At 39.0% G+C, this 26,367-nt stretch carries 28 protein-coding genes and 1 pseudogene; 6 read left to right on the top strand and 23 right to left on the bottom strand.

The window, feature by feature from the left end; all coding sequences use genetic code 11:
- The first annotated feature begins 55 nt into the window (after nt 1-55).
- Nucleotides 56-331, top strand: a complete 276-nt coding sequence (locus O1D97_RS01880; protein WP_269122304.1) for an Lrp/AsnC ligand binding domain-containing protein — start codon at nt 56-58, stop codon at nt 329-331.
- A 28-nt stretch (nt 332-359) separates the two neighbouring features.
- Here O1D97_RS01880 and O1D97_RS01885 read toward each other — a convergent pair whose 3' ends face one another.
- The 14 genes and pseudogenes from O1D97_RS01885 to dinG form a co-directional block, all read right to left on the bottom strand.
- Nucleotides 360-1,262, bottom strand: coding sequence for a LysR family transcriptional regulator (locus tag O1D97_RS01885; RefSeq protein WP_269122306.1), 903 nt, complete (start codon nt 1,260-1,262; stop codon nt 360-362).
- Nucleotides 1,263-1,402: 140 nt separating this feature from the next.
- Entirely contained in the window at nt 1,403-1,702 is a 300-nt protein-coding gene (locus tag O1D97_RS01890) for a hypothetical protein (protein ID WP_269122308.1), read from the bottom strand.
- Nucleotides 1,703-1,831: 129 nt separating this feature from the next.
- Nucleotides 1,832-2,929 (bottom strand): chorismate synthase, encoded by a 1,098-nt coding sequence (gene aroC, locus O1D97_RS01895; protein WP_269122310.1) that lies wholly within the window; start codon nt 2,927-2,929, stop codon nt 1,832-1,834.
- A gap of 17 nt (nt 2,930-2,946) precedes the next feature.
- The gene (prmB, locus tag O1D97_RS01900; RefSeq protein WP_269122312.1) at nt 2,947-3,852 is read right to left on the bottom strand and encodes a 50S ribosomal protein L3 N(5)-glutamine methyltransferase; all 906 of its coding nucleotides are present in this window, start codon (nt 3,850-3,852) and stop codon (nt 2,947-2,949) included.
- Nucleotides 3,853-3,926: 74 nt separating this feature from the next.
- Nucleotides 3,927-4,652: a hypothetical protein gene (locus O1D97_RS01905; protein ID WP_269122314.1), complete on the bottom strand. Its 726-nt coding sequence runs from the start codon at nt 4,650-4,652 to the stop codon at nt 3,927-3,929.
- A 164-nt stretch (nt 4,653-4,816) separates the two neighbouring features.
- Complete coding sequence (locus tag O1D97_RS01910; RefSeq protein WP_269122315.1) at nt 4,817-5,620, bottom strand: DUF4892 domain-containing protein; 804 nt, start codon at nt 5,618-5,620, stop codon at nt 4,817-4,819.
- A gap of 34 nt (nt 5,621-5,654) precedes the next feature.
- Nucleotides 5,655-6,515: an alpha/beta hydrolase gene (locus tag O1D97_RS01915; protein ID WP_269122317.1), complete on the bottom strand. Its 861-nt coding sequence runs from the start codon at nt 6,513-6,515 to the stop codon at nt 5,655-5,657.
- Between the two features lie 19 nt (nt 6,516-6,534).
- Complete coding sequence (sixA, locus tag O1D97_RS01920) at nt 6,535-7,026, bottom strand: phosphohistidine phosphatase SixA (protein WP_269122319.1); 492 nt, start codon at nt 7,024-7,026, stop codon at nt 6,535-6,537.
- On the bottom strand, nt 7,019-7,297 hold the full coding sequence (locus O1D97_RS01925) for a DUF4389 domain-containing protein (RefSeq protein WP_269122321.1): 279 nt from the start codon (nt 7,295-7,297) through the stop codon (nt 7,019-7,021). The genes sixA and O1D97_RS01925 overlap by 8 nt, the downstream gene beginning before the upstream one ends.
- On the bottom strand, nt 7,290-8,321 hold the full coding sequence (locus tag O1D97_RS01930) for an NAD(P)H-dependent glycerol-3-phosphate dehydrogenase (RefSeq protein ID WP_269122323.1): 1,032 nt from the start codon (nt 8,319-8,321) through the stop codon (nt 7,290-7,292). The genes O1D97_RS01925 and O1D97_RS01930 overlap by 8 nt, the downstream gene beginning before the upstream one ends.
- Nucleotides 8,322-8,358: 37 nt before the next feature.
- Nucleotides 8,359-9,791 (bottom strand): annotated as a pseudogene (locus O1D97_RS01935) (protein adenylyltransferase SelO).
- A 40-nt stretch (nt 9,792-9,831) separates the two neighbouring features.
- Nucleotides 9,832-11,016 carry a DEAD/DEAH box helicase gene (locus O1D97_RS01945; RefSeq protein WP_428981080.1) on the bottom strand — a complete coding sequence of 395 codons (1,185 nt, stop codon included), beginning with the start codon at nt 11,014-11,016 and terminating at the stop codon, nt 9,832-9,834.
- A complete protein-coding gene (locus tag O1D97_RS01950) occupies nt 11,013-11,138 on the bottom strand; it encodes a hypothetical protein (RefSeq protein ID WP_269122331.1) in 126 nt (41 codons plus the stop codon). Before O1D97_RS01950 ends, O1D97_RS01945 begins: the two co-directional genes overlap by 4 nt.
- Before the next feature lie 118 nt (nt 11,139-11,256).
- Nucleotides 11,257-13,389, bottom strand: a complete 2,133-nt coding sequence (gene dinG / locus O1D97_RS01955) for an ATP-dependent DNA helicase DinG (protein ID WP_269122333.1) — start codon at nt 13,387-13,389, stop codon at nt 11,257-11,259.
- 68 nt (nt 13,390-13,457) lie between these two features.
- Between dinG and lexA the strand changes: the two genes are divergently transcribed.
- Nucleotides 13,458-14,078, top strand: a complete 621-nt coding sequence (gene lexA, locus O1D97_RS01960; RefSeq protein ID WP_269122335.1) for a transcriptional repressor LexA — start codon at nt 13,458-13,460, stop codon at nt 14,076-14,078.
- Nucleotides 14,079-14,176: 98 nt separating this feature from the next.
- Here lexA and O1D97_RS01965 read toward each other — a convergent pair whose 3' ends face one another.
- From O1D97_RS01965 to topA, 3 genes are read right to left on the bottom strand one after another with little or no spacing between them, the layout of a single operon-like run.
- Complete coding sequence (locus O1D97_RS01965) at nt 14,177-14,461, bottom strand: hypothetical protein (RefSeq protein WP_269122337.1); 285 nt, start codon at nt 14,459-14,461, stop codon at nt 14,177-14,179.
- A gap of 2 nt (nt 14,462-14,463) precedes the next feature.
- Nucleotides 14,464-14,931, bottom strand: coding sequence for a DUF6586 family protein (locus O1D97_RS01970; protein ID WP_269122339.1), 468 nt, complete (start codon nt 14,929-14,931; stop codon nt 14,464-14,466).
- Nucleotides 14,928-17,558: a type I DNA topoisomerase gene (gene topA / locus O1D97_RS01975; protein WP_269122340.1), complete on the bottom strand. Its 2,631-nt coding sequence runs from the start codon at nt 17,556-17,558 to the stop codon at nt 14,928-14,930. The genes O1D97_RS01970 and topA overlap by 4 nt, the downstream gene beginning before the upstream one ends.
- 191 nt (nt 17,559-17,749) lie before the next feature.
- On the opposite strand from topA, the gene O1D97_RS01980 reads away from it, so the two are divergent.
- Nucleotides 17,750-18,532 (top strand): DNA topoisomerase I, encoded by a 783-nt coding sequence (locus O1D97_RS01980; protein ID WP_269122341.1) that lies wholly within the window; start codon nt 17,750-17,752, stop codon nt 18,530-18,532.
- Here O1D97_RS01980 and O1D97_RS01985 read toward each other — a convergent pair.
- Nucleotides 18,529-19,005: a hypothetical protein gene (locus O1D97_RS01985; RefSeq protein WP_269122343.1), complete on the bottom strand. Its 477-nt coding sequence runs from the start codon at nt 19,003-19,005 to the stop codon at nt 18,529-18,531. The two genes, O1D97_RS01980 and O1D97_RS01985, sit on opposite strands and share 4 nt — an antisense overlap.
- 56 nt (nt 19,006-19,061) lie before the next feature.
- Here O1D97_RS01985 and O1D97_RS01990 point away from each other — a divergent pair, with 56 nt between their 5' ends.
- Nucleotides 19,062-19,496, top strand: a complete 435-nt coding sequence (locus O1D97_RS01990; protein ID WP_269122345.1) for a universal stress protein — start codon at nt 19,062-19,064, stop codon at nt 19,494-19,496.
- 88 nt (nt 19,497-19,584) lie between these two features.
- On the opposite strand, the gene cysS is transcribed toward O1D97_RS01990, so the two are convergent.
- The 5 genes from cysS to O1D97_RS02015 form a co-directional block, all read right to left on the bottom strand.
- Nucleotides 19,585-20,967: a cysteine--tRNA ligase gene (gene cysS / locus O1D97_RS01995; protein ID WP_269122346.1), complete on the bottom strand. Its 1,383-nt coding sequence runs from the start codon at nt 20,965-20,967 to the stop codon at nt 19,585-19,587.
- Between the two features lie 9 nt (nt 20,968-20,976).
- Nucleotides 20,977-22,647: a glutamine--tRNA ligase/YqeY domain fusion protein gene (locus tag O1D97_RS02000; protein ID WP_269122348.1), complete on the bottom strand. Its 1,671-nt coding sequence runs from the start codon at nt 22,645-22,647 to the stop codon at nt 20,977-20,979.
- 106 nt (nt 22,648-22,753) lie between these two features.
- The gene (locus tag O1D97_RS02005; protein WP_269122349.1) at nt 22,754-23,080 is read right to left on the bottom strand and encodes an AzlD domain-containing protein; all 327 of its coding nucleotides are present in this window, start codon (nt 23,078-23,080) and stop codon (nt 22,754-22,756) included.
- Nucleotides 23,077-23,805, bottom strand: a complete 729-nt coding sequence (locus O1D97_RS02010; protein ID WP_269122351.1) for an AzlC family ABC transporter permease — start codon at nt 23,803-23,805, stop codon at nt 23,077-23,079. The genes O1D97_RS02005 and O1D97_RS02010 overlap by 4 nt, the downstream gene beginning before the upstream one ends.
- On the bottom strand, nt 23,805-24,779 hold the full coding sequence (locus tag O1D97_RS02015) for a helix-turn-helix domain-containing GNAT family N-acetyltransferase (protein WP_269122353.1): 975 nt from the start codon (nt 24,777-24,779) through the stop codon (nt 23,805-23,807). Before O1D97_RS02015 ends, O1D97_RS02010 begins: the two co-directional genes overlap by 1 nt.
- Nucleotides 24,780-24,987: 208 nt before the next feature.
- Between O1D97_RS02015 and queC the strand changes: the two genes are divergently transcribed.
- Both queC and O1D97_RS02025 read left to right on the top strand, forming a co-directional pair.
- Nucleotides 24,988-25,644, top strand: coding sequence for a 7-cyano-7-deazaguanine synthase QueC (gene queC / locus O1D97_RS02020; RefSeq protein WP_269122355.1), 657 nt, complete (start codon nt 24,988-24,990; stop codon nt 25,642-25,644).
- 223 nt (nt 25,645-25,867) lie between these two features.
- Nucleotides 25,868-26,365: a peptidylprolyl isomerase gene (locus O1D97_RS02025; RefSeq protein ID WP_269122356.1), complete on the top strand. Its 498-nt coding sequence runs from the start codon at nt 25,868-25,870 to the stop codon at nt 26,363-26,365.
- Nucleotides 26,366-26,367: the final 2 nt, after the last annotated feature.

Raw genomic sequence — 26,367 nt, forward strand, 5'->3', positions numbered from 1 at the left:
AATTGTTCGACGTTTAAAATATTCCATTCACTAAATAATGATAAAGGAAAATACTATGGTAACTGGCATTATTCTAATTAATACTGAGCGTTCAAAGACCAATGATGTTGCGAAAGCACTTATTGATACCAACGGTATTACCGAAGTTTTTTCGGTTGGAGGTCGTTTTGACCTAGTGGCTTTATGTCGCGTAAATACGAATGATCAGTTGGCTGATTTAGTTAACGTTGCGATGGCAAATAATCCAAATATCGTAAAAACAGAGACACTGATTGCGTTTCAGGCATTCTCTAAGCATGATTTAGAAGCTATGTTCTCGATCGGAAATTAGAATCTTGGCTGTCTAGCCTATTGAAATATTATGATAAGCTAGGCAGCATGTCTTTCATGCATTGTGCTAATTTTTTTGTAGCCGACCCCTCTTCTTCGTCTTTACGCATAAAAATAAACCAATCAATATAAAATCCATCCCCAATAGATTTGTGCTCTAGGTTTGAATCTTTACGGTAAGTTTCAAAGGTCCATTTAGGTAAAATGCTAATGCCTTTTCCAGATTTTATAAATTCAATAATCATATCTGATCGCCCTACTCGAATAACTCTTTCTGGAAAACTGTTGTTTGGACTAAATACCTGCTCATATTCTCTATGGTATTCTGGCGTAGTGGTATCAGTGATGTATATCTGGTTATGAAAGTCCGTTACTTCAACACGGCTCTTTAGGAAGAATGGGTGCTCAGGTAAAAAAACGACAACCAACTCATCTCGAAGTAGTAAATCGCTAGCAAATGCGGCCTGAGGTTTAGATCCTGATACTAGACATAAATCAATTTTACCGTTGCGAAGACAATATAATGGGTCTGGACTAAGTTCTGTAACGAGTTCAAATTCCGCCTTTGGAACCTGCTCTGTAAAATTTTGAAATAATTCGGGAAGCCAATCATTACCAACACGATGATCAATCCCTAGTCGAACGGTTTGCTCAATCCCCGCAGAATATTTACTTATATCGAATTCAGCTTTTTCCACCTCTGCTAAAATCACCTTGGCCGCATGCAATAACCTTTCTCCAGCCGAAGTAGGAACCAGTTTCTTATTACGTCTAATGAAAATCGGTGTGCCTAATAAGCGTTCGGCTTCACGAATTCGATGGCTTAAAGCAGACTGAGTTATGGTAAGCATTGTAGCCGCATCAGATACATTTCCTGTTTGGGCTATCATTTGGATCATTTGTAAGTGCCGCATTCCAATTTTAGGGGACAAAGTAAGCTCCTTAGTGATGAATGTTAATAGAAGTGAGCAAAACAGATTTCTATCTATGCGGTCATGGGTAGGTCTATATAATTAATAAGGGAAGCCTGATGCCTCCCTTAGTTATTTTGATTTTCACATTTTATCTTAGATTACTGAAAATCCATGTAGGTAGTTCCTTTGTGTTGGAAGATTTTCAATGTAGGTGACGTAGTACATTCTTCACAGTTAAAGTGAATAAGCATTCCTTGCCTTCTTGGGCTTGGATTTTCCGTCATATTGGCATCTGTAATTGATTTATTGTCTTTGATTTGAGCATGTAAGCCTGTTCGCGCGTCTTCATGCCTTTCATACACATCAACAATTTTTTGATGTAAATGACTGGATCCGCAATTTGGACAGACAAGCTCACTACCAAAACCTTCGTCTCTATTACCAAATGTTAGTGCCATCAACCTTCTCCATGTGATTATTATTTTTATTTAAAATGCCATAATTGATCATGAGTAGCAATACAAAATAATTAAGAACAGGGTAAACACTAAAGCCCCGTAACTCGGAGCTTTGTGTTGTTAACGATATTAAATATGGGCAGGGACAATCGGTGTCTGACAATGGACATCAGCATTCTGAGCTCTATTTCTCATTAAGTGATCAATCAAGGTAAGTGCTAGCATCGCTTCTGCTATCGGAGTCGCGCGAATGCCCACACATGGGTCGTGTCGACCTTTCGTGATGACATCAATTGACTCGCCTTTACGGTTAATGCTTTTTCCAGGAATAGTGATACTTGAGGTTGGCTTAAGCGCAATATTGACAACAATATCTTGACCCGATGATAGCCCTCCAAGCACCCCTCCTGCATGATTCGTTAAGAAGCCTTCTGGTGTTATTTCATCCCGGTGTTCACTGCCTTTTTGTTCAATGACTTCAAAACCGTCACCGATTTCAACCCCTTTAACCGCATTAATTCCCATCATAGCTTTAGCTATATCGGCATCTAAACGATCAAAAACAGGTTCACCTAATCCAGGCATAACATTTTTAGCCAATACCGTGATTTTTGCGCCTACAGAGTCACCTTCACGTCGTAAAGCGGTCATATAGGATTCGAGTTCTGGAATCGCATCAGGATCTGGGCTAAAAAACGTATTTTTGTATACTTGAGAAAGGTCTTTAACGTCCAGCTTAATTGGACCAAGCTGTGATAGAAATCCTTGTATTTCTATACCAAAACGATCCTTTAAGTATTTTTTAGCTATCGCTCCAGCCGCAACGCGCATTGCGGTTTCACGAGCGGATGAACGACCGCCACCACGGTAATCCCGAAAACCGTATTTTTGATCATAGGTATAATCAGCATGAGCTGGTCGAAAAGTATCTTCAATATTACCGTAATCTTTAGACCGTTGATCTGTGTTTTTTATCAATAATCCTATTGGGGTACCAGTCGTTTTACCTTCAAATACGCCGGATAAAATTTCTACTTGATCTGGCTCTCGTCTTTGAGTTGTATGCTTCGATGTTCCTGGCTTGCGCAGATCTAAATCCTTTTGAAGATCAGCTTCAGTTAATTCCAATCCAGGCGGACAACCATCAACTATAGCTCCAAGTGCTAAACCGTGACTCTCACCAAAGGTTGTAACTGTAAATAAAGTACCAAATGTATTACCAGACATAACGTATAATTACTCTTTTAAAAATGAAATTTCGATAACTGTTCTTTTGTTAATACAAATACACCATTACCACCGGCGGGCAGTTCAACCCACATAAAAGGCACATCTGGGTAGTTTTCCTGTAGTGCAACTTCTGTATTGCCTACTTCATAAACACAGATGCCGTTATCCGTTAGGTGCTCAGCCACTTTTGTTAAAAAATTACGAGTAAAGTCTAAACCATCATCACCAGACGTTAATGCGAGCTGAGGCTCATTATGAAATTCTCTTGGTGCTGAGTTATAGTCATCGGCATCAACATAAGGAGGATTGCAGATAATTAAATCGTATTTTTTGTCGGCAAGATTAGCAAACATATCCGACTCAATTGCATTGACTCTGTCTTCTACTTGATGGAAAAGGATATTTTCCTTAGCAACCTCTAATGCAGAGGAACTGATGTCAGTGATGTCTACTTGAGCATCTTCGAAAACGAGTGAGGCCACAATACCAAGACAACCAGAACCAGTGCACATATCCAAAATTGTCGTGGGACTATATGGTAGCCATGGTTGAAATTCATTCTCTAACAGCCCCATAATAGGAGACCGAGGAATTAAAGTATCATGGGTTACTTTAAATGGAAGTCCCATAAACCAAGCTTCACCTAATAAGTAAGGTAGTGGTTGCCTTTTAGAAATACGTAAATGAACTAATTTCAATATACGTTTTTTTTCATCTGTTGTTAAAGCACAATCAAGCATAGAGCGTTCAAAATCTAAAGGTAATTTTAAACTTCTTAACACTAGGTGAACGGCTTCATCCCAGGCATTGTCGGTACCATGTCCGTAAAATAAATCGGCTTTTAAAAAACGACTATAGGTCCAACGAATAAAATCTTTAATGTTTTTTAGATCACGAACAGCTGATTGATTGACACTCATAAAAATCACTTATTAACAAACGAAAGAAAGGATTATACCTTGTATTTCACTGGATCTGTATCTACTAGAAATGCTTATTCTTTAGATCTTTCTTCTTTATTCAGGCTGTCTATTTTGGCCGATAAAATAGTAATAATGTTGAGGTCACTATTATCTTTGAGTCGACTATTTTCACTCTTTAATAAATCAAGCTCATTTTTTAGTGATTGTACTTGAGACTGAAGGAGTTCGTTTTCCTGCTGAAGTGAGGATTGCTTACTTTCAAGTTTCACCAAGTCCATTTCTTTCTGAACGAGGTTTAATTGCGATTCCTTAAGTTGGTGTTCACAAAGGCTTAAATTTTCATTTGCAATAGACAAAGTTGAGAGTGTATCTTCATACCTTTGCTTCATATAGCTCAAGTTATTAGAAAGATCATGAAGTTGCTTTTCAAGGTTTGTGGATTTTTCTAAGGCTTTTTCTAAGGCGTCATCTTGAGATGTCAGAGAATGAGATAAGGATAGGTATTGACCATTTATGGCATCTGATCTGAGTTTTTCATCATACTCTAGCTCCCCTACTTTCTCATCAAGCTGTGCTTGAAGTACTTGAGATATTTCACGCTCAAGCTTTTTGAATACTGGCGCTAGTACTTCGTCTAGTGCATGAAATTTAATCTTTTGATGTTCTTGATAAAGCTCTTCCCATTCGGAAATACTATTGAGGAGTGTTGTGTTAGAACATTTCCTCCCATCTAGCTTTAAAAAGTAGTCAGCAACACGAGGAATGTTGGGGAAAAATTTTGCTCTAATAGATTCCAACAGGCTAAATGAATTTCTTCTCGAGATATATTTGCCTTACGCGCCATATTGATACGAATCCCATTAAGATAAAAGATTTAATAAATTATTTACTTTTTTTATCTTATATTTTTTTTAGCCTAATAATAGTTTTATTTATGAAAATGAATTGAGTGCAAATCAATTCATTGTCTTTTTATAAAAGTAACTTTATCTTCTCCATATAGGGTTGTATCTGAATTACCTAAATTGATAAATTCAATATCAGCTTGCAGCCTAGTCCCTAACCCTAGTTTTATATCATTAATGTAAATGGCGGCTTTCTCAAAACTTTCCACTGGGGTATTGGAATTAGCTGTAACAATTGCAAAATAACGATCTCCGTCGGCTTTGTCTTCGATAAAGCGTCTTATTTTTGGAAGATCAAATACAGATAGTTGTTGCTGAAAGAAAGGGTTGGCACTATTACCTATTGCTGGCGTTACCTGGTCAATTCTCACCATAACGTCTCCCGCCCCTCTTCTATTAAGATACATTACATGGTAGTAATCAGGGTTTTGTACAACCACAAGAGATTGATTGTCATCGGCACCATACAGCCGATAATCATTGAAAAAATTGTTAGCCCACGCATTGCTACTACCACAACTGCGACCATTGCACTCAAAAATAATGTCGTTACCCGCCAGTTTAATTTGATTTAAATAGAATCGGTAAACTTCACTTAGATCATTACTTCTTGGTATTTTAAACGTAAAGCGAGTTACTTGAGCATCGACATCTAATACTTTCTCGGGAGACCAGCCTCTGCCAGATCTTTGTATTTTTGACAATGGAATAACATAGTTATGATTATTTGAAATGGCTGTATTTTCAACTTGCGCATCACGATATGGTGTAATGGAAGCCGCATTAGCTATTGGAGATAGCGCCGTAATAGATAAAAAACTCGATACTATGATTGATGATATTCTTATTTTGGTGCGCATATAATCTCGCTTTTATTATTGAAAAGCACAGTATTTAATTATGATCAATAAAGTGCTTGATTTCCTCGGCAACCACTTTACTTGTATCGGGTTCAAGGTGGAAATGATGCCCTCCATCAAGCCACTTTAGTTTTACCCAAGAAAAGTAATCCGCTCTAGATGAAACTAAACTTTCTTGCTCTTTGTAAATACCATCATTAGCAATCAGCAAGAGACTTGGACAAATAATTTTATCAATAAAGCTGCATACGCTCTCTTCATCCATTCTATAAGGTGAAGGAAAAGACAGCTTGCCGTCATGACGCCATACCCATTGATCGTTTTTACGTATCGCCCCTCTGTCAACCAGTTTACTAGAAGCAAAATACCCTAATTTAGTAAATCCATCCATACGGGCAAGAATCATATCTTCTTTCGTTTTGTAACGAGTACCATTGCCCTTTTTAAATTTTGACATTCGCTGAATCGCGCGTTGCATCGTGGTCACCCGAGTAGCTACTTCTTCTGTAATTGGGCCTATGTTATCTAAAACAACTAACCCTCTTACTTTTTCTGGTGCCAGCGCGGCAACTAGCATAGCAACGGATCCACCCATACTATGACCTATCAACCAGACGCTTTGTTTTTTTGTGTTTAAATACTCGATAACATCCAGAGCATAATCCCACAAATGGTAAAACGACCCATCAGGTCTATGATCGGAATAGCCATGTCCCGATAAATCTAGCGCCGTAGTTGATAAATTAGACATTGCAGGGGCCAGTTCCGAGAAACTAGCTGCATTATCAAGCCAACCGTGCAACCCAACAGCTGAAACCACCTTTGTATTTTCTGACTTCCACTCCAAGGCTGTGAGTGATGTATGCTTTAGTGAAATCTTAATCTCTTTAGGCATAACTGAATGATTCAACCTTTTAAAACTTAACTTCTGGTGAATAAAACCCATCGAAAGAACAGCAATCGGTAACGAAAAGCTCCCCTGTCATAGAAACCAAAGTTCCAGTGTTCATTGCAAACTCGGTTGGTAAATGTGCATTAGAAAGTAAATCAACTAGTTGATATGCAAAAGGCTGATGTGTAATCAATAGCACATTTTTTGCTTTTAAATTAGATAACCATAAAGCGACATCTAAAGGTCTACCACTTGGTGTAATCAAATCAGAAGTTTCGACAATAACATCTTGGTTCAGTTCACCAAGAAAATACTTAGCTGTCTGCTGAGCTCTAGTATAAGGACTTATATATATAGCATCGAGTTTCACACCTAGCTCATCAAAATATTTTGCGGATAACTTTGCTTCATCAATCCCTTTCTGAGTCAGTTCTCGTTCACTATCATGTTGAAAGTCAGAAGATTGGGCCGTACCGTGTCTTAAAATAAATAAAGACTTTTTGTTATCAGTCATTATCTTTAACCTTAGGCCATGGAGAAAATGGAAAAGGCTTGTTATCTGTTTTGAATATTAAAAATGACAATATCTGAGTAATAAATTCTGTCAGGTTAAATTGAAATTGAATCATTCCTTCCGGCTTATGTTGAGAGCCAAAACGAATAATGGTCATGACTAATACTAAAAAACCAAAAATAGAGAGAGATACATTGAGAATAACCCAATATACCAACATAAAAATAAGCCTTATCCAAAAATCTTGTTGCGTATAACCTGGTTTAGACATTAAAACTCTCCTTCTGAGTTATAAATTCTACATCCCATTTTTGATCGCCTGTCATAAGGCTGCTAATGAGAGACTCTAGACTAGCACCTGAAAATAGCAGTTGATATAGACCTTGAGCTAATGGCATGTAAAGATCGTGTTTCTGTGACTCCTCAACAACCATTTTTAATGTATTTACGCCTTCAGCCACTTCGCCAATCTCTGTGATAGCTTGATCCAAAGCTTTTCCGGAACCAATAGAAAATCCTACTCTATAATTGCGACTTAATGGTGAAGAGCATGTTGCAATAAGATCTCCCATTCCGGCAAGACCTAGAAAAGTCATTGGGTTAGCGCCAAAATGAACGGCGAATCGACTCATTTCAGCTAAGCTGCGAGTCATAATCATTGCCATAGTATTTTCACCTACCTGCAAGGCTTTGGCTAAACCACATACGATTGCATAAATATTTTTTAGCGCTCCAGCCAATTCGACACCTGTCATATCGGTACTTTCGTATACACGAAAAGTCGGTGATTTAAGTAGCTTAATCATTTGTGAACGCACTTCAATACAGTCGCTAGCCACAACACTTCCAGTCAATTGACCCGCCGCAATTTCTTTAGCCAAATTAGGGCCACTTAGCACGCCGATCTTCTTTGTTTTTCCATTACGATTTAATATTTCACTCATTAATTCAAAACGGTTTGGGTTGAACCCTTTCGTTGTGCTAATTAAGGTTTTTTCGGCAGTTAACCATGGGCATATACGGACCATCACATCTTCAAATGATTTGGATGGAATTGAGACTAATATAGTATCGCTTTCATAAATGGCTTTTTCTAAATTAGTTGTTGCTAATAACTCTCGATGGAGTGGCGAGTTGGGGAGGTAACGGCTATTTAATCCTGTTAAATTAATTTCTTCTACTTGTTGTTCATTGCGCATCCACTGACTGACTTGATGACCATTGTGAGCCATAATATTAGCTAATGCGGTGCCAAAACTGCCGCCACCTAAAACACAGACCGATTTGTTCGTCATATATTCAATATCCCTTAGAGTGTTGCCATATAATTTATCAAGAAGAGCAGCTTACTTCTAAACCTTTGGCCCACTCTGGTGGCCTAAAGGACAACTCTTCAGATTCAGGGTGCTCTTCAAATGGCGTCTGCAATACATAAAGCAGTCGACGAAATGGCAGGTAATTACCTTGCTCTGCTGCTTCGATTGCATGTTGAGCAAGATAATTCCTCAAGATAAATTTGGGGTTAGTTTTTAGCATTTCAATGCTTGAGTTATGCCAGTCTACATTTTCTTGCTCTCTTTTTAGGATATATTGGCTAAGCCATTGGGCCATTGGCTCCCTATCAACAACTTCATCGAGTACGGTTGATAGGTCATTTGGATTTTCAATATTCGATAATATCCTAAAGAATAATGTGTAATCTAGAGACTCTCGCTTAAGTATTTGATTTAACTCACGCACAAATTCAATATCGTATTTTTCACTATTTTTTTCATCCAATGATAGTCCAAGCTTTTTATAGGTAAGTGTACGATAATGAGTTATCAGCTTTGGCTCGTAGTGACTTAGTACATCAATTAAATCGTCTTTTGCTAGGTGACCTGAGAATGCTCTCATTAAACAATTTAAGTTCCATAGACCTACACTAGGTTGATTCTCTAAAGTGTAACGCCCTTCATAATCAGAGTGATTCGCTATCCAAGTTGGGTCGTAGTTTTCCATAAAACCATAAGGACCATAATCGATAGTTTCCCCTAGAATCGACATATTATCCGTATTCATAACCCCATGCTGGAAGCCTATTGATTGCCAATGAGCAATCATAAGTGCGGTAGCTTCAACCACTTCAATCAACATTTGTTTAATTGGGTTGGAGTTCGCGCGACAATGAGGGAAATAGTTATCGATAGTGAAATCTATGAGTGTTTGTAGCTGCTCAGGTTGTTTGCGATAGAAGAAATACTCGAAATGGCCAAATCGAATATGTGTTTTAGCGGTTCTTAAGAGCATCGCTCCAGGCTCAGGTTTTTCACGATATACGGCTTGGTTACTGTCGAAGAGACATAAAGAACGAGAAGATGGGATTCCCAAGGCCGTCATCGCTTCCGCCGCTAGATATTCTCGTATGCACGAACGCAGTACCGCTCGCCCATCCCCCTTCTTGAATAGGGAGTCAGTCCAGCCCCTTTCAAATGTAAATCGATTAAACCTTTTTCTGTCTGGACTTCACCTAGAAGGACCCCACGGCCATCACCTAGCTGAGGAGAAAAGCCACCAAATTGATGGCCGGCATAAACCATGCTTAAGTTAAGAGGGTCGTGTGATTCTCCACTTAATTTTGATAGCAGTTGAGGGTCTTTTAAATCCAACCCTAACTCGTCAGCAAGTGTGTGATTGCATTCGACAAGGCGCTGTTCTAATAAAGGTTGCACTTTGGTGAAGCAAAAAAAAGACTCACCAAGTTGTGAAAAAACATGTTTTATCATGTCAGCCTCCAATCAATGAGTCTTATTATAGTGAAATATATTATTTTGCAGCTAGCTCAATGTATTCACAACGAATACTTTCTCCAACGACTTTTTCAATTTCTGGCACCAAAAACGCATCATCTTCACTGGCAAAGCTTACGGAGCGACCTAATTCACCACCACGACCAGTACGGCCAATACGATGTACATAATCTTCTGGGTCTTCAGGAAGAGAGTAATTTACGACTAGCTCAATATTATCAACATGAATTCCACGACCCGCTACATCTGTAGCAACTAAGACCTGAATTTTACCACTTTTGAAGCCATTTAAGGTTTTAACGCGTTTATCTTGAGCCACTTCTCCAGATAGCATGGCACAATTTATATTAACTTCTTTTAAACGCTCATATAAATCACGAGTTTCATCGCGACGGTTAGCGAAAATAATCGTTCTTTCACCTGGTTTTTCCAATAATAGCTGATGTAAAACATCCCATTTTTGATCCGCTTCAACAGTATAAATGACCTGGTCGATGTTTTTATTTGTAGTTTCAAGAGGTACCACAGAGACTTCTTTAGGCACGTAAGTCCATTGGGTTGCCAAAGCTTGAATATCTTTTGGGAAAGTCGCACTGAAAAGCATAGTTTGACGTTTCTCTTTGTGAGGCGTCATACGAATAATACTTTTAACATCTGGAATGAATCCCATAGAAAGCATTCTATCCGCTTCATCCAAAACTAAGGACTCAACTTTGTTTAGCATCACTTTTTTGCTTCGAGCAAAGTCTAATAAACGCCCAGGTGTTGCCACAACAATATCGACTCTCAATGTGTCAAGCTGCTGCTTTTGTTTTTCATAACTCAATCCACCGACTAAAGAAATGACATTTAAGTCCGAGTTTGAAGTTAATTTTTCCGCATCTTCCGCAATTTGCAGCGCAAGTTCACGTGTTGGAGCGATAATGAGACCACGGGCAAAACGATCCCCTCTATCATCTTCAATAGGGTAATCAAGAAAATCAGAAATCATTGCAATTAGGAATGCGGCGGTCTTTCCCGTTCCTGTTTGCGCTTGACCAATAATGTCATAACCTTCAAGGGTATGAGGTAAGGTTGCGGCCTGAATCTCACTGCAATACTCAAAGTTCATTTCAGAGATAGATTTTAATACACGATCTGGAAGGTTTAAATCATGAAACCTAAGCTTCCCTTCTACTTTTTCAACTTGAAATTCTTCTATAGACCAGACTTTTTTATCAGATTGATTCGATTCAGTTTGTTTTGAAGGCTTTCTATTTGGCTTTGAATAAGTTCTACGGCTTCTTTTGGCTTTGATGGGGTATCTACAGTTTGTTTTTCCATTTGAAATCTATTTGCTTCTTTATAAATGATTTGAATAACTTAATTTGTCATAAGTGTACCTAAATGGGTTAGATTTAGACACCTTTAACCGTATTTAAACTTAAAAATGGTGCGCCTATTAGGACTCAACAAGGAGTTTATAAGGCGGTAAGCTATTAATTAATTGCTTACCATATCGCTTCGATATCAGCCGCTTGTCAAGAATGCAGACTTTACCTTCATCTTGCTCGCTTCTTAATAGTCTTCCTGTAGCCTGCACTAATCGTAGAGACGCATCAGGAATAGTAATTTCCATAAATGGATTGCCGCCACGCTTTTGAATCCATTCGGCTAAGGTTGCGTCTACCGGATCATCTGGTACGGAAAAGGGAATTTTAGCAATAATAACATGCGTCAGATATTTTCCTGGTAAATCAACACCTTCCGCAAAACTGGCTAATCCCATTAACAGGCTACCGTCCCCATTATCGATTTTTTCTTTATGTGAATCTAAAATGATACGTTTAGATTGCTCTCCTTGAACTAGCATTATGGATTGTAATTTAGCTTCTAGTCTCAGTGATACCTCCTCCATTTGTTTTCTGGATGAAAACAACACCAAGCTTGAGCCTTCTACATTAATATTTTTGTTCAAATAATTTACTATGGTGGTGGTATGCAATTCAACTTGTGTAGGTTCGCAGTCCATTTTAGGTATAATGAGTTGCCCTTTATTTTCGAAGTCAAAGGGACTTAACACTCTTAAGTATTCACTTTCTTGAGGAACTCCACTTCTCATATTAAAACGATGAAAGTTATTTAGAGCCGTTAATGTTGCTGAGGTCACAACGGCTGCATAGCACTTTCCCCATAATTGTTGGCGTAATGTATGGGCGGCTAAAATAGGAGACCCTCCCAATTCAATATCTTGTTCCATACCACTACCGGTCACGCTTAACCAGCGCGCATTGGGAGGGTAGTTAAGATCATCTTGCAGTGAAAACAATTGCCATAAATTTTTTGCTTGATCTAAGCGAGATAACACCACACCAAGTATGGATAGCCAAGTCTCAGCCACCTCTTGAGTCAGTCCCATACCTTCATTTTGTTTCACTTTTTTACATTCGTCTTGAATACTTTCAATGCTATTAAACAGTTTTTGAAAGCCAGTTTGTAAGCTGTAAGACAATTGCCTTAATTCATCAGGAATAACGCCAAATTCAAATCGATAGACATTATTTTCACTATCTAAATTTTTCTCTGAAATAAAAGGTGCAAGACCCTGCTGTGCATATTGTATGAAATTCACCAAAGCTTGTATTTGCTGTGGTACTTTTAATAGCAACTGCCCTGTTAAACTGATTTCTTCCGTTAATTCTTGTTTAAGGCTCACTAGATTTTTTTCTAACTGCCTTAGCCATTGAATACTCTGTTGTAAGCGTATTTCATGGCGAAAGTGATTGATTGCTTTATCAGGTAGGTGATGGCCTTCGTCAAACACATAAATAGTTTCACTAGGGTCTGTTAAAATCGCTCCACCCCCTAAAGATAGATCCGCGAGCACCAAGTCATGATTGGCTACAATCACATCCGCCGTTTCAATCTCTGCTCTCGCTTTATAAAATGGGCACGCTGAAAAATTTGCGCAATTGCGATTTGTGCATTGTTGGTGATCAGTTGTGACTCTCCTCCAATCTTCTTCTCGTAATATACCCTCCCAATTATCTTTATCGCCGTCCCAGTTTCCCGCTTTAATCAGTTCATCCATTTCTTGATATAACGTAGTGTTAATATCACCAGCTTGTAGATGTTGCTCAAACAGGCCTGCAAACATATCTTCCATAACTTTATTTTCTGTATCTAAATATCCCTCTAGTTGATTGAGGCATAAATAGCGACCACGACCCTTAGCAAGGGTGTAGGTGAAATGATATTCTGTATGTTTTAGCAGATCAGGTAGTTCCTTGTGAAGAATTTGTTCTTGTAACGCTACGGTGGCGGTCGAAATAACCAATTTTTTATCTCGGGCTTTAGCAATTGGGATAACAGATAGGCAATAAGAAAGGGTTTTACCCGTTCCAGTACCTGCTTCGACAACCGCTACATGCTTCTCCCCTAATCTCTCTCCTTCAGATCCCTGCAATATATTACCCACTGTACGAGCAATAGTGGCGATCATTTGTTTTTGACCTAATCGTGGTTTATGGCCTTTTGCTGCCAACGACGCTCGATATGCGGCATGTATTTTTGTCTTTAATTCATCTGATAGCATTATTTAATTGAGAACATCTTTAAAAGCTGTATATAATAACAGTAACTGTACAAACAACCAGATGCCTTATGATTAAATTAACAAATAGACAATCCGAAGTAATGGACATGATACGCGAATTTATTGCTGAAACAGGTTTTCCGCCTACAAGAGCAGAAATAGCGAAACATTTAGGTTTTAAATCTCCTAATGCAGCTGAGGAGCATCTTAAAGCATTATGTAAAAAAGGTGCTATAGAAATTTTACCTGGAGCTTCCCGAGGATTACGCATAGTCGAGGAAGCGCAAGACCCCGCAGCTACAGATCTTGGTTTGCCCATTATAGGCAAAGTGGCGGCCGGTTTTCCAATTCTAGCGCAAGAGAATGTTTCATCTTATGTGCAGATACCTCCGGAAATGTTTTATCCAAAAGCGGATTATTTTCTTTCCGTTACTGGAATGAGTATGAAAGATATTGGCATTTTAGATGGTGACCTGATTGCCGTGCATAAAACCGAGTCAGTAAAAAATGGCCAAGTTGTCATTGCTAGAATCGATAATGAAGTGACGGTTAAGCGTTTCCAACAAGAAGGGAATATCGTTCACCTTATTGCTGAAAATGAAGACTTTAATAACATTGAGGTAGACTTAGAAAGCTCTGAGTTTGCTATTGAAGGCATTTCGGTCGGCGTCATTAGACAGTCTGTATAGAAGTGCTCGTGAACCTCTAAATCATTAGACCAAATAAACCGATTAAGTTTAGTCTGTCTATCTGGTCTAATCAGAGCGAACTCATGATTTCTATTGAATTAATGCAATGTAGAAGAAATATCTAAGTGACTCTCAAATTCATCAAGAATATCTTGGTCATCATCCGTCATTTCTCTGAAATCTTCAGAATAAACAAAATCAATTCCTGCATGAAACATGCATTTAGCAAGATCAAAATATCGATTCTGTAAAAAAGCCTTTGTATCATCAGAAATCGTTAATACGGCTAACGGCTCAGAAGTTTCATTTTCGTCTGTATTTACTGGGCGTAATACAATATCGCCATTATCTAATTCAACAATTTCTAAATAAGCTTCATTCATTCTTAATACTCTGAGGACTCTTCTCTATATCTGAGGACAAGCTCAGTAATAGACTTTAAATAGAATGCTATTGAACTTTCTAAGCTTTGACTACTCGCGATAACGTTAGTTGACACAACCACTGGTGACCTTGAATAACACTCTATAGCGACGGTATAGTCTTTCTCTAGCTGAGAAAACCAACTTGCAGGATCGAATGATAAAGCATTTAACTCTTGTAATACAGGAATTGACGTACCTTTTTCTTGAGCATGACCTAATAAAGCAGAAATATTCATATCACGCTTAAGAGAATAATTACTACAGACTTCCTGAAGTAAGCCATTAATAGCGCTTTTGAGATGGAATAAGGCTGCGTTTTCATAGGCCTTTTCCATCCAAGATTCTTCAACCCCATTTGTCATTATTAAGAAGCGACGAGCTACATCAAGTCTCTGATTGGTTACACTCGCCTCACTTGGGTTACTCATTTAGATTTTTTACCTTCTTCAATTACCCATTTATTACCAACATAATACGCTTTCCAACCTGTAGGTTTACCATTGTCTTCTGTCATAATGTATTGCTCTTTTGTCTTACGGCTATAGCGAATAATCGCTGGACGGCCTTCTGAATCAGCAATAGGGGCATTTGAAAAGAAATGATATTTAGGATCTATCTGCTCCATATAGGGGAGTAACTCAGCAACCAGAGGCGCTCTAGTCTCCCGTTTTTTTGGAAATTGACTGGCCGCTAAAAACAGCCCTGTCGCACCATCACGTAGTACATAATGGTCTTCCACTTTAAGGCAAGCGAGGTCTGGCATTGGTACCGGATCCATTTTTGGTGGTGCTGCTTCGCCACTTTTAAGCAGTTTACGCGTATTTTTGCAGTCTTCGTTTGTGCACCCAAAATATTTACCAAAGCGGCCATTTTTTAATTGCATTTCAGATTCGCATTTATCGCACTCTAATACTGGACCATCGTACCCTTTTATCTTGAATGCACCATGCTCAACTTCATAACCACTGCATGTTGGGTTATTACCGCAAACATGCAGCTTTCTTTGTTCATCAACTAGATAGCTGTCCATTGTGGCACTACATATTGAGCAACGACGCTTTGCAATAAGTGCTTTTGATTCCGCTTCTTCATCATAAAGAGCAACCGCTTCTTCACCACGTGTCAGGTTAATTGTCGCTTTACACCGCTCCTTAGGAGGCAGCACATAGCCTGAACAAGATAAAAACACACCAGTACTCGCTGTACGGATTTGCATTGGTCTAGAACACGTTGGACATTCAATGTTTGTAGGCGTAGGCTCATTTGGCATCATACCATTTTCTGGGTCTTCTGCCTTTTTAAGTGTCTCATTAAAGCTTGCATAAAATGAATTAAGCGCTTTAATCCAATCTTCACGTCCTTCAGCGATTTCATCTAACTGTTCTTCCATTTGGGCAGTGAAGCTGAAATTCATTAGAGTGTGGAAGCTATTTACTAGACGCTCAGTAACAATGTCGCCCATTTTTTCGGCATAAAAGCGACGATTTTCAACCCGAGCATAGCCCCGGTCTTGAATGGTCGAAATAATAGAGGCATACGTTGACGGGCGGCCAATCCCCCGTTTTTCTAACTCCTTTACTAAACTTGCCTCACTAAAACGCGCTGTTGGTTTAGTAAAATGCTGCTCAGGTAGTAGTTCCTTGAGTGTAAGTATTTCACCTGGTTCAATATCGGGCAAAATACTGTCTTCTGCTTTCTTACCAATGGCACTCATTACTCGGGTGTAACCATCAAAGCGTAGAATTCTTCCACGGGCTTTCAGCTCATAATCATCTACCAATAACGTTATTGTGGTCGATGTATATAAAGCCGGAGGCATTTGACACGCCATAAACTGACTACGGATCAGGTCATATAAACGATGTGCATCCTTATCCATTCCAAGTAAGTCATTTGATGTGATTGATACATCAGATGGGCGGATAGCCTCATGCGCTTCTTGAGCACCTTCTTTACTCGAATAACGAATGGCTTCTTCCGGTAGATACTCTTTGCCATAACTTTTAAGAATATATTCACGTAGGGCCTCAACGGCTTCAGCACTTAAGTTAGTCGAGTCAGTACGCATATAGGTGATGTAACCACCTTCATATAAACGCTGAGCAAGCATCATTGTCTTTTTGACACCAAAACCCAGACGGGTACTGGCAGATTGTTGCAATGTCGAAGTGATAAATGGAGCGGAAGGCTTGCTCGAAGTCGGCTTGTCTTCACGTTTAGCCACTTTAAAAGACGCTTTCTGCAGCCTATTTACATGTTCTTGAGACTCTTTTTCACTTGAAGGCCTATAATCACTGCCTTTGTATTTTGTTGTTTCGAAAGTTAACGATGTGTTCAATGGTGTTGTAAGCTGTGCGTCCAATTCCCAAAATTCTTCAGGAATAAACGCACGTATTTCCTGCTCACGCTCAACGATTAAGCGCACGGCAACGGACTGCACTCGTCCTGCGGATAGACCACGAGCCACCTTAGACCAGAGTAAAGGAGAAACCATGAACCCTACAACGCGATCTAAAAAGCGCCTTGCTTGCTGAGCGTTAACTCGATCAATATCCAATTCCGAAGGAGATTCAAACGCCTGCGTAATGGCATTTTTAGTTATTTCATTAAAAACAACCCGTTTATAACGAGAGTCATCACCACCAATTGCTTCACGAAGATGCCAAGCAATCGCTTCTCCCTCTCTATCCAAATCGGTTGCGAGGTAGATGGTGTCGGCATTTTTCGCTAAACGTCTAAGCTCTTCAACGACCTTTTCTTTCCCTGGCAGAATTTCATAATGGGCTTCCCAATTATTTTCTGGATTCACCCCCATACGGTTAATAAGCTGCTGTCGGGATTTTTTATGGCGATACTCTGCTTTCTCTTCAGCGCTCATTTTACGAGTTAAAGCCGCTTGTTTGGCACGCTCCTGGGGCGTAGAAGTGGCTGTTTTCCCTGTAGGTAAGTCACGGATATGCCCTACGCTCGATTTTACGACGTAGTCGTTGCCTAAATATTTGTTGATGGTCTTCGCCTTTGCTGGCGACTCCACGATAACCAGTGATTTTCCCATTGTGCTATATAAGCCTTATTTTAGAGTGCATCTCCGAATCAATACAATTGCGTAATTTATTCGCTCGGGGCGCTGATATTAAGCAAACCTCTTTTATATGACAAGCGATCACTGTATTGTTTCGCACATTATTATTTGCCAAGTTACGTATTTCTTTTTTAACATACTCAATAAATCACTTGAGGACAATCATGCCATTACTACAATTTATTACGATTGCTATTTTATTTGTTATTGTTGTGATTTCGGTAATCGTTGGTACTAGAGCTCATCAAAAAGAAAGAGAAGTAACCGAGCGTCGTTTTAAACAGCTACAATTGATGAATAGAGCGGATCGTGTTCAACACCACATAGCTGGCCTTAAAAATTTAAATACTGACGCAATTGTTACTGACGTTCTGTATGATTTTTATATTGATACGTTACGGGACTTAATGAACTATAGCGACCAGCCTGATGAGATCGAATTACGAATTTCTAAAGCCGAAGAAGAACGTAATGACGATTTAGTTGAGTTTACTACCACGCCTCATTCTTATAGTTTTCAAGAAAAAAGCAAGTATAAAGAACGATTAACGAAAGCGGCTAAGCTTTTGCTTTATATGCGCCGTAAAGGCCGCATAAGTCATTCACATTATAAGGCATGCTACGACTATATTCGCTGGCTCAACCTCTGGCTGCAACTTAATCGACAGCTCGTACAAGCAAACAATAACTTTACCAGCGGCGATATGAGAGTAGCTCAGTCACTCTATAGTGTCATCATGTCTCATTTAAAAGCGACCTCTATAGACCGTCCTGAGAGACATGAAGCAATACGTTATGTCGACAGTCAGATCAAGTCAATACTGAAACCTCCTATTGTTGCTATACAAGAGTCTGATAATCCTGACGACATGGTAGCGGATCTGGTTCTGGATTTCGATGAAACGCCAGATGAACAGCTGATAGATGAAAAAAACAATCCAAATTAAATGGTCTCTTTAAGCTCATTTAAAAGAGAAGACAGCGTTAATACGTCTTTTTTGTTACCTTGTTCATTCCAAAAACAACTAATTGAATTTGATGTTATTTCAATACTATCAATATTTTTTCCAATTAGTTGTAATGATTCAATCGCCGTAACACTCAAATGGAGTGGTTGACTTGACCACCAGCCGTCACAAACAGAATCGTACTTCCAAACCTCTTTCGGCAATAGGCGAATCGTATTAATAATGGCTTTTTTTTCTTTGATTCGATTTAACCTATAGGCACACGAGTCAATAGATTCTGTTGTTTTATCCCATTTATCTGGTATTTCCACCTTCATTAGTTGTACAGTTAGCTGATATTGACGGGCTTCCATTCTTAGAGACATTTTTTCTTTATCTCTTTTTGATGGCATAATCCATAAAACCGAACCCATTAAAGATAACGTGATAAATACTACAATTACTATTGTCATTATTTTCTCAAAATTGAACTAAGCTATTATTATGTAATTAACTGGAGGTACTTACTATGCCCTATAAAAAAATTTTACTTGCGGCTGATCTGACTGATGGAATGAATCAAGTATCAGATAAGGCTATTCAACTATGTAAAGATTCAGGTGCAGAGTTAATCTTAATACATGTCATTGAATCTCTAAATTATGCTTATGGGGGTGATGTTCCGATTGACATCACAGATATCCAACAACAGTTACACAGCGATGCACAGAGCAAAATGGAGCAATTGATTCAAGAACTCGATATTACACCCTCTGATACCTGCATTACACAGGGAGGCATTGAGCACGAAATTCATCGTCTAGCAGAAGAAAAAGGTGCTGATCTTATTGTTGTTGGCAGCCATGGTCGTCACGGTTTAGCTTTGTTATTGGGCTCAACCGCCAATGGAGTATTGCACGGTGCACCTTGTGACGTTTTAGCCGTCAGAGTAAAAACAGATTAATCTCATGCTTAGTTAAGCCGCATAAAATAAAAGGGTGATGCTTTAACATCACCCTCTTTTATTTCTCTGTACATTACATTGAAACATCTTAACAACGCGTCCAACTTGTTCCTTCTCTACTGTCTAGCAACTCAACTCCCCGAGACGCTAACTCATCTCTGATTTCATCGCTACGAGCAAAGTTTTTGTCTTTTCGAGCTTGAGTTCGCTCTTGAATGAACGCCTCAATTTCTTCTGCAGTCAAACCATCAGTAAGCACACTATTCTGTAAAAAATATTCTGGCTCTTGCTGCAATAACCCAAGTAATTCAGACAAAACGGATAATTCTTTTGCGAGCGTTGCGGCTAGCTGCTCATCATCCGCTTTGGCTTTATTTAACTCACGCACCAAATCAAATAAAACAGAAAGTGCCACTGGAGTATTAAAATCGTCATTCATCGCATCTTCAAAGCGAATGGAAAACTCTGATTTGCTATACTCCTCGGTCTTGTCTTGTCCTTTTAATGCATTATACAAACGCTCTAAACCGACTTTTGACTCAAGCAAGCTGTCTTCTGAATAATCAATTGCACTACGATACTGGCTTGAAACCATCAAAAAGCGAACAATCTCTGGGTTATACTTTGCCAGAACATCGCGTACAGTAAAAAAATTGCCCAATGACTTAGACATTTTTTCATTATTAACTCGAACCGGGCCGCAGTGCATCCATACATTTGCAAGTTGTTGTCCTGTTGCTGCTTCAGATTGAGCAATCTCATTCTCATGGTGAGGGAATTTGAGATCAGGACCACCACCATGGATATCAAAATGGGGACCTAAACAACTAATCGACATCGCTGAACATTCAATATGCCAACCAGGGCGACCATTACCCCATGGAGACGTCCAAAAAACTTCCCCTTCTTTTACCGTTTTCCAAAGCACAAAATCGGCTGGGTGCTCTTTTGCAATCTCAACATCAATACGGGCGCCCGCCAGCATATCTTCAAGTTTACGGTTATTTAACTTACCGTATTCTTTAAATGCGGAAGCACGGTAATAAACATCACCTGTACTTCCTTGATAGGCAAAACCTTTTTCAACCAATATTTCAATCAAATCAATAATTTCTTGAATAAACTCGGTGGCTCGGGGCTCCCTATCAGGCATTTTGTTACCAAGTTTCAGTTCATCTTCCACCTGTGCTGCAATCATTCGTTGGGTTAACGATTCTGTTGACTCATTGTTTTCCGCTGCCCGTTTGATGATCTTATCGTCAACATCTGTAATGTTCCGAACATAATTTAGTTCATAACCGACATGTCGTAAGAAGCGTGAAATGATATCAAATGAGATCATTGCTCTAGCATGACCAATATGACAAAAGTCATAGACAGTATTGCCACACACATACATGCCGACTTTACCGGGAACAATCGGATGAAATTCTTCTTTCTTACCTGTAAGTGTGTTGTATATTTTTAGCATTGGTCTATTTTATCCTTTTGCTTCAATTTTTGCCCAAGAATCACGCAATGTAACGGTGCGATTAAATACCATCCCTTCAGATTCTAAGTCTCGACAGAAATACCCTTCCCGTTCAAACTGGAATCCTTTGCCTTTTTCGGCTTGTTTAAGGGAAGGTTCAAGCTTGGCATTTGTTAAAATAACTAAAGAGTCTTTGTTTATGAAATCTAAGAACGTTTTCCCTTCGTGATTGGCGTCAGGTGCTGCTTCATTAAACAAACGATCATATAGACGCACTTCTGCTGTAACAGCATGCGTGGCACTCACCCAGTGGATTACTCCTTTCGGCTTATAACCTTCCGGGTTAACCCCTAATGTATTCTCATCATAGCGACAAAGTAGCTCAACAACGTCCCCATTATCATCTTTAATAGCTTTGTCGCAGGTTATGACATAACCACCTCGTAAACGAACTGCACTGTCTAAAGTTAGACGTTTCCATTTTTTAGGTGGTACTTCTGCAAAGTCGGCAGCATCAATAAATAAGTTTTTTGAAAAAGGAACTTGACGAGTTCCTGCATCTGTATTCTTTGGATGATTATTTACCGTGAATATTTCTTGTTTATCTTCTGGATAGTTTGTGAGAGTAACTTTTATTGGGTTTAAAACAGCCATAGCACGATTGGCATTTTGATCCAAATCTTCACGAATAGCGTGCTCAAGCATTCCTAAGTCGACGGTGCCGTCCGATTTTGTGACACCAATACGCTCACAAAAGTTGCGAATTGAATTTGCTGTATAACCACGTCTTCGCAACCCTGAGATGGTAGACATACGAGGGTCGTCCCAACCTTCTACATGTTTTTCATCCACTAGCTGTTTCAATTTACGTTTACTGGTCACTGTGTAGTTTAAGTTTAGACGTGCAAACTCAATTTGCTGGGGATGGGCTGTCCCCAGAGTGTCTAATACCCAGTCATATAGAGGTCGATGATCTTGAAACTCTAATGTGCAAATCGAATGTGTAATATTTTCCATTGCATCAGACAAGCAATGCGTAAAATCATACATTGGATAGACACACCACTTATCACCCGTTTGATGGTGATGTACATGACGAATACGATAGATAATAGGATCACGCATATTGATGTTTGGGCTAGCCATATCTATCTTTGCACGTAAAACCATTTCACCATCAGCAAAATCACCGTTCTTCATTTGCATAAAGAGTGCTAGATTTTCCTCTGCTGATGTATCCCTATAAGGGCTATTTTTACCTGGCTCTTTTAAGGTTCCACGATATTCACGCATTTCATCTGCATTTAGTTTACACACATAGGCTTTTTCTAATTTAATAAGTTGAACAGCAAAATCAAACAGCTGATCAAAATAGTTGGACGCAAATTTTGGTTCCTCGTTCCACTCAAAGCCAAGCCATTGCACATCTTTCTTAATAGAGTTGATGTACTCTAAACTTTCTTTTTCAGGGTTAGTATCATCAAAACGTAAGTTGCATTTGCCATTGAAGCGCTCAGCTATACCAAAGTTCAAGCAAATGGACTTTGCATGGCCAATATGAAGATAACCATTTGGCTCTGGTGGAAAGCGGGTCATTACATTACCGCCATGCTTTCCTGATTCGTTATCTTTATCAATAATTTGAGTAATAAAATTGCCTGGTTTTGAAATCTCTGACATGTAAATGCGTGTCCCGATCTGAGTTCATCTAACAAGATTGTTAATTTTGCTAGCTAGTATATCCGATTTCGGTTTTATAGTAATAATGCACCTGTAAAAATATGCTTTAGGAGTTAACAAATTTCACAATAAAAAAGACAGTAACACCTATAAGGATAGTTAGTAGCTGTTTTTGTAACCAAACGCCTACAATAAAAGCAGATAGAGCCCCTACAAACCATTCGTTTGAAACCACCGCTGAAAATATCTTATCTGTAGAGAAAATCATCGGTGTGATAATAGCCGTTAAAACCGCAACAGGAACGAACTTTAATGCTCTTTCCAGAAAGTCTGGCATGACCACCTTGTGGGCTTTAGCAAATAAAACAAAACGTATACCGAAGGTTACAATAAACATGCCTATTAGAATAAAAGTATAATCAGCGAATGTCATGAAGCTCCCTCATTATTGCTGACTGGTTTTATAGTTCTATATTGCAAATCAGCCAGATACCCGACAGCAACTCCAGCCATTGCCGACACCAATAAACCGAGATTGTTTGGTAAACTTACTAATAGGATGGATGTGCCACCAGCCGTTACCATGGCAAGCCAAAATGGATAGGTTTTAAGATAAGGAGTGATGATACTAATAAAAGTGGCTACCATGGCAAATTCAAGCCCCCATTCGCTCATGCCCGGAATTAGTTCTCCGAAAATAACGCCTAATGCCGTTGTAATATTCCACATTAAGTAGAAAGAAAGAAATGATCCCAGATAAGTGTAATACCCGGCTCTTTCACATATTTCACCTGAGCCATATAAAGGACGAACCGCCGCATAAGTTTCATCTGTTAGTCCAAATCCCATAAGCACCCTTAACAATAACGGTAATTGCTTTACATACTTGATAAGGTCAGCGGCATACAACAAATGTCTTAAATTCACAATGAATGTAGTGGATACGATTACCCATAATGGCGCATCTACAGCAATTAAACCGATAGCAACAAACTGGGCCGAGCCAGCAAAGACAAATAGTGACATCACAATGGCAAACCAAGGGCTCAATTCATAGCTCGAGGCAAGAGAGCCAAATAAAACCCCAAATGGAATGCCACCTATAATCATAGGTATTGAGGCTAAAGAACCGCGTTTCATGTCAATTAAAATGGGCATTAGGATTTCATCTCGAGGTTGGGTGAATGAAATAAATATTTTTCCATATAAATATCCGCTCTTTCATAACTCGATACGGTAGGATGTGCTTTCTCTATGAAACCATTACGTAAATAAAGATTCTGAGCTTGGGTGAGCCGTGATGAAGTTTCCAAACTAATGATTTTTATATCGTTATCCTTAGCATACGTAATGACTGTATCCATTAGCGTTTGAGCTACACCCATTTTTTGAGCGTGATCAACAACAGATAGTTTGGCCATTTCAATGCGAATAGGCGAGCTCGTAGGCAATACTATTACGGCACCGAGAAGACGATTTGATTCAGGTCTATCGCTAATGGCTAGCCATACACTCCCCCCTTTGTTAATGACTTTTTCTTGGGGTTCTTTAAGCAGCAAGCGTTCACTTTCCGTGATTTGTGTCGGAAAAAAACGCGTTAACCACGCCAGATTGATGCGATTAAATTCATCTAGATAGGCACTGTCGAAGGGAATTATTTTGATTGGGTTCAGCCTATCTAATACTTTAAAGCATAGCTCCCCCGCCATAAGCTGATCTTCAAATTGCTTTAAAGTGGTTAAAAAATCGCCTTGGCTAAGTGAATTGGTTTGCTCTAATACAAACTTTATCTCATTCAACACAGGTTCTGCTTTTAGCATCGCCAGTTGGCCTTTTACTGATAAAGTTAAGATAAATCGTCGACTATCCTTAGTGTCAATTATCTTATCAAGTAAGTCCTCCTTAATCATTTTAGCCACTTGTTTACTGATGGCAGGATGAGACAAACGAAGCTCACTGGCAACCTCAACAACCGATAAGGGTCCAGATACTTGCAGCAGTTTTAAAATTGGAAAATACGTTCCAGAAATGGGAACTTTACATGCCATGTATAACTCTTGAACATCCAAAAAAAGACGATCACTTAATCTCTTTAAGCGACTCCCTAAGGTCAATACGCCAAACTGCTCCATCTCACCCTCTGTCATATATGTAACTGGTTACGCATAATAAATAATCTTTGCCTCAGAATCAATGCAGTAATCTGCTTATCAAATATAAGCCTAAATTTTCAGTAAGCGTTTCTGATATAATTTATTAGAAATTGATTCAACGGATCAGTTTTCATTTAAAGAAACATTTACCACTAAATTAACTACTACACCGAAGCAGGAATATTTAATGACGAATAAGGTTGTCGTTGTGTACTCGGGAGGAATGGATTCTTTCACAGTATTACATCATGCAATAAGATCAGGGGCAGAGGTTTTTGCTATTTCTTTCAATTATGGGCAGAAGCATTCTAAAGAATTAGCTGTCGCCCAGAAAGTATGCAAAGACCTATCTATCTCTCATAAAGAAATCGATATCAATAGTATTAGCACTTTAATGGCCGGATCGTCATTAACGAGTGATATCGATATACCTGAAGGTCATTATGAAGATGACAATATGAAATCCACGGTTGTACCTAACAGAAATATGGTTTTACTATCTATGGCCATTGCCTATGCGGTTTCCCTTGAAGCTCATGCCGTTTATTACGGCGCCCATTCAGGGGATCATCATATTTATCCTGATTGCCGTCCAGAATTTGTACATGCCATGAATGTGGTTTCAAAAATTGCCAACTACCATCCTGTTGAGATAGTAACGCCCTACTTAAAGAATACTAAAAGTGAAATCTTAAAATCAGGCTTGGCGATGGGATTGAATTACGCTGATACTTGGACCTGTTATAATGGTAGACATAAGGCTTGTGGAAGATGCGGTTCTTGCATTGAGCGATTAGAGGCTTTTGCTGAGCAAGGGAAAAATGACCCAATTGACTATGAGTAAAAGAATAGAATGTACTCTTCTGTTTACAATTAATGGATAAAAGTCACGGATAGGTGGTGAGAATTCGACTTTAAGCATCAAAAAATCTAACTTTAAGTACGTGTTTAACGAATACACGGTGGCGTCTTAGCGGACAAACACATAAAATGCCCATCATTGAATAACGACATTCTTTCATTAAATGTCACCTTTTAAACTCAATCCCTTTGTAAGGAATTTTATTATGATCGTTTTACATACGAATTATGGCGACATCACTCTTGAATTAAATTACGAAAAAGCGCCAAAAACCTCTAAAAACTTCGAGCAGTATGTTGAATCGGGTTTTTATAATGGCGTAATTTTTCATCGTGTAATTAACGGCTTTATGATTCAAGGTGGTGGCTTTGAGCCAGGAATGACTCAGAAAGAAACCCAAGACACGATAGAAAACGAAGCCGATAATGGTTTAACTAATGAAATTGGTACTGTTGCGATGGCTCGTACCATGGACCCTCATTCAGCGTCTGCGCAATTCTTTATTAATGTTGGTAACAATGGGTTCTTAAATCATAAATCTAAAACAACAAATGGCTGGGGTTACGCCGTATTTGGTAAAGTAACCGCCGGTATCGATGTTGTTAATAAAATTAAAGAAGTGGCGACAACATCAAAATCTGGGCACCAGGATGTTCCAGTTGAAGATGTGATCATTGAAAGTGCAGAAATCATTAAAGAGTAAAA

It is taken from the genome of Marinomonas phaeophyticola (genome assembly GCF_026966905.1).
GTDB lineage: Bacteria > Pseudomonadota > Gammaproteobacteria > Pseudomonadales > Marinomonadaceae > Marinomonas > Marinomonas phaeophyticola.

Coding starts and splice junctions, on each gene's coding strand:
- O1D97_RS01880 (WP_269122304.1), top strand. CDS start 56: ATGGTAACTGGCATTATTCTAATTAATACTGAGCGTTCAAAGACCAAT.
- O1D97_RS01890 (WP_269122308.1), bottom strand. CDS start 1,702: ATGGCACTAACATTTGGTAATAGAGACGAAGGTTTTGGTAGTGAGCTT.
- aroC (WP_269122310.1), bottom strand. CDS start 2,929: ATGTCTGGTAATACATTTGGTACTTTATTTACAGTTACAACCTTTGGT.
- prmB (WP_269122312.1), bottom strand. CDS start 3,852: ATGAGTGTCAATCAATCAGCTGTTCGTGATCTAAAAAACATTAAAGAT.
- O1D97_RS01910 (WP_269122315.1), bottom strand. CDS start 5,620: ATGCGCACCAAAATAAGAATATCATCAATCATAGTATCGAGTTTTTTA.
- O1D97_RS01915 (WP_269122317.1), bottom strand. CDS start 6,515: ATGCCTAAAGAGATTAAGATTTCACTAAAGCATACATCACTCACAGCC.
- sixA (WP_269122319.1), bottom strand. CDS start 7,026: ATGACTGATAACAAAAAGTCTTTATTTATTTTAAGACACGGTACGGCC.
- O1D97_RS01925 (WP_269122321.1), bottom strand. CDS start 7,297: ATGTCTAAACCAGGTTATACGCAACAAGATTTTTGGATAAGGCTTATT.
- O1D97_RS01930 (WP_269122323.1), bottom strand. CDS start 8,321: ATGACGAACAAATCGGTCTGTGTTTTAGGTGGCGGCAGTTTTGGCACC.
- O1D97_RS01950 (WP_269122331.1), bottom strand. CDS start 11,138: ATGGAAAAACAAACTGTAGATACCCCATCAAAGCCAAAAGAAGCCGTA.
- dinG (WP_269122333.1), bottom strand. CDS start 13,389: ATGCTATCAGATGAATTAAAGACAAAAATACATGCCGCATATCGAGCG.
- lexA (WP_269122335.1), top strand. CDS start 13,458: ATGATTAAATTAACAAATAGACAATCCGAAGTAATGGACATGATACGC.
- O1D97_RS01965 (WP_269122337.1), bottom strand. CDS start 14,461: ATGAATGAAGCTTATTTAGAAATTGTTGAATTAGATAATGGCGATATT.
- O1D97_RS01970 (WP_269122339.1), bottom strand. CDS start 14,931: ATGAGTAACCCAAGTGAGGCGAGTGTAACCAATCAGAGACTTGATGTA.
- topA (WP_269122340.1), bottom strand. CDS start 17,558: ATGGGAAAATCACTGGTTATCGTGGAGTCGCCAGCAAAGGCGAAGACC.
- O1D97_RS01980 (WP_269122341.1), top strand. CDS start 17,750: ATGCCATTACTACAATTTATTACGATTGCTATTTTATTTGTTATTGTT.
- O1D97_RS01985 (WP_269122343.1), bottom strand. CDS start 19,005: ATGACAATAGTAATTGTAGTATTTATCACGTTATCTTTAATGGGTTCG.
- O1D97_RS01990 (WP_269122345.1), top strand. CDS start 19,062: ATGCCCTATAAAAAAATTTTACTTGCGGCTGATCTGACTGATGGAATG.
- cysS (WP_269122346.1), bottom strand. CDS start 20,967: ATGCTAAAAATATACAACACACTTACAGGTAAGAAAGAAGAATTTCAT.
- O1D97_RS02000 (WP_269122348.1), bottom strand. CDS start 22,647: ATGTCAGAGATTTCAAAACCAGGCAATTTTATTACTCAAATTATTGAT.
- O1D97_RS02005 (WP_269122349.1), bottom strand. CDS start 23,080: ATGACATTCGCTGATTATACTTTTATTCTAATAGGCATGTTTATTGTA.
- O1D97_RS02010 (WP_269122351.1), bottom strand. CDS start 23,805: ATGCCCATTTTAATTGACATGAAACGCGGTTCTTTAGCCTCAATACCT.
- O1D97_RS02015 (WP_269122353.1), bottom strand. CDS start 24,779: ATGGAGCAGTTTGGCGTATTGACCTTAGGGAGTCGCTTAAAGAGATTA.
- queC (WP_269122355.1), top strand. CDS start 24,988: ATGACGAATAAGGTTGTCGTTGTGTACTCGGGAGGAATGGATTCTTTC.
- O1D97_RS02025 (WP_269122356.1), top strand. CDS start 25,868: ATGATCGTTTTACATACGAATTATGGCGACATCACTCTTGAATTAAAT.